We start from the raw sequence: 2,516 nt of genomic DNA on the forward strand, positions 1-2,516 counted from the left end.
CGCTTTTTTGCTCGCTCGGTGAGACGGAACATTACAGCACGATGCCAGTTCGGATGTCGAGCAAAGGGCACCAACGAGTGTCCTCGATTCGAAGGAGGAGCGCGGGCTGGACGGCAATCGGATCAAGTCCGAAGGATTACGCCGCTAATCGATTGCCGAAGGACTGAACGCCACCGCGCGGGCCTGTGGTCCGCGGGGCGACCAAGGAGCAAGGAAATAAACCTGTGCAAGGGTCCGCCGGTCAGCTTCTCGGCGGTGGACACAGGCTTGTAATGCCGGGCGCTTATCACCACACTACGATCAAGGGACCGCTATCAAGAGAATGTGATGTCTCGTTCGAGCGACGATACCGCGGATCCGCATGTCGAGATGGCGGTGGATCGGGAGATTGCCTCCCTGCTGGCAGCCATAGAGCAGGAAAAGATTCCGGACCGCCTCACCAAGCTGGCGATCGAATTGCAGAACGCGCTCGTCGAGAAGCGTCGGCGCGACGTGAACAACTGACTATCTGCGGCTGTCGACCTCGACGTCGAGCTGACCGTCCGACAGCTGGTTTCTCCTCTCCATCAATGTCTCCAGCGAACTCTCCCCTAGGAGTTCAAGGATGTTGGCGCGCGCACGGTTCAGGCGGCTTTTGACCGTCCCGACCGCGCAACCGCATATGTCGGCGGTTTCCTCGTAGCTCACTCCCAAAACGCCGATCAGCATCAGCACCTCGCGTTGGTGTTCAGGCAGTCTTTGAATGGCGCCGTGAACTTCCCTGCTCTGAACGGTCCATTCCTGGGTGGCTTCCGAAATTGGTCTCGAAGAGGCGCAGTCGAGCAGGCCTGGCGCCTCCCGGGCAGCGATCTTGACCCGGGTATAATAGGTGTTGCGCATGATGGTGAAGAGCCACGACTTCATTCGCGTACCGGGTTCGAACTTGTCGATGTTGGCGAGACCCTTGGTCAGTGTCTCCTGCACGAGATCGTCAGCATCGTCGGGGACGCGGCAGAAGGTGCGGGCGAATGCCCGCAGGGCGGGTATCAGGTCAACGATGGAAACTTCATTGGTTTCCTGGTCGGCCAAAAGGCAGCCTCCGGATGACAATGGTCCAGCTCCCAGCAGAAAGAGTGTGTGAACGCAGCCTCAGCTAAATGCATGGAAGTTTGGTTCGTTCCTCTTGCTGGAGACAACTCTTCATAATTCTTCGCGGGCGGAGATATCTGTCATGCGATCGGCGCATACCATCACCGCAGCAGCGACGCCTCCTTCGACAGTGGTATCTACAGCGTCCGCTTTTTTACGGGAACAAAGCCGTTCACCGGCAGTTTGATGGCTTGCCACTTTAACCTTCCAGTATCGATCGAGGACCTGTCATGGCCAAATCCGCTCGCCCCTCCGCTCGCCAATCGGCAAGTGGACTGGATCAGAATAGCGCGCGCGGAAATGGCGGCGAGTTGCACCAGGTCGCGGGAGACGACACGCCTGTCCTTACCACGGCGCTCGGAACGCCTGTCTCCGACGACCAAAACACATTGCGGATCGGTGAACGCGGACCATCGCTGATCGAAGACTTTCACTTTCGCGAGAAGATTTTCCACTTCGACCACGAACGCATCCCGGAACGGGTCGTCCATGCCCGCGGCTATGGCGCGCATGGTTATTTCGAGACCTACGACTCACTGGCCAAATACACACGTGCCGACATTTTCCAGCGAGCTGGTGAAAAGACGCCGGCATTCGTTCGTTTCTCGACGGTTGCCGGCAACAAGGGCTCGTTCGATCTCGCCCGCGACGTGCGCGGCTTTGCGGTCAAGCTCTACACCAAGGAAGGCAATTGGGATTTGGTCGGCAACAACATTCCGGTCTTCTTCATCCAGGACGCCATCAAGTTTCCCGATCTGATCCACGCCGCCAAACAGGAGCCCGACCGTGCTTTTCCGCAGGCACAGACGGCGCACGACAATTTCTGGGACTTCATCAGCCTGATGCCGGAATCGATGCACATGGTGATGTGGATCATGTCGGATCGCGCCATCCCGCGTTCCTTCCGCTTCATGCAAGGCTTCGGTGTGCATACGTTCCGCCTCGTCAACGCCAAGGACGAATCCACCTTCGTCAAGTTCATCTGGAAACCCAAGCTCGGCATGCAATCGGTGGTCTGGAACGAGGCGGTCAAGATCAACGGCGCCGATCCCGACTTCCATCGCCGCGATCTGTGGGAGGCCATACAGGCCGGCAATTTCCCGGAATGGGAGTTGACGGTGCAACTGTTCGATCAGGCGTTTGCCGACAGTTTTGACTTCGATATCCTGGACGCAACGAAGATCATTCCCGAAGAGGTTCTCGAACCAATTCCGGTCGGTCGGCTGGTGCTCGACCGGATGCCGGATAATTTCTTCGCCGAGACCGAGCAGGTTGCATTCATGACGCAGAATGTGCCGCCCGGAATCGATTTCTCCAACGATCCGCTTCTGCAGGGCCGCAACTTCTCCTATCTCGATACCCAATTGAAGCGGCTGGGCAGTCCGAAC

At 57.9% G+C, this 2,516-nt stretch carries 3 protein-coding genes; 2 read left to right on the forward strand and 1 reads right to left on the reverse strand.

All coding sequences use genetic code 11. The features are described from left to right. The first annotated feature begins 327 nt into the window (after positions 1 to 327). Positions 328 to 504: a hypothetical protein gene (locus EN884_RS32790; RefSeq protein ID WP_081714227.1), complete on the forward strand. Its 177-nt coding sequence runs from the start codon at positions 328 to 330 to the stop codon at positions 502 to 504. Here the strand turns inward: EN884_RS32790 and EN884_RS32795 are convergent, their stop codons facing one another. Beyond that, positions 505 to 1,068, reverse strand: coding sequence for a sigma-70 family RNA polymerase sigma factor (locus tag EN884_RS32795; protein ID WP_013533212.1), 564 nt, complete (start codon positions 1,066 to 1,068; stop codon positions 505 to 507). It abuts the gene before it with no gap. Between the two features lie 290 nt (positions 1,069 to 1,358). Here EN884_RS32795 and EN884_RS32800 point away from each other — a divergent pair. Further along, positions 1,359 to 2,516 (forward strand): catalase (locus EN884_RS32800; protein WP_164895307.1); only part of this gene is annotated, 1,158 nt, incomplete at its 3' end.

The organism is Mesorhizobium sp. M7A.F.Ca.AU.001.01.1.1, from assembly GCF_004022735.1.
Classification (GTDB): Bacteria; Pseudomonadota; Alphaproteobacteria; order Rhizobiales; family Rhizobiaceae; genus Mesorhizobium; species Mesorhizobium ciceri.

Bases quoted from the DNA above. Each gene is read 5' to 3' on its own strand.
- EN884_RS32790 (WP_081714227.1), top strand. From the start codon at position 328: ATGTCTCGTTCGAGCGACGATACCGCGGATCCGCATGTCGAGATGGCG.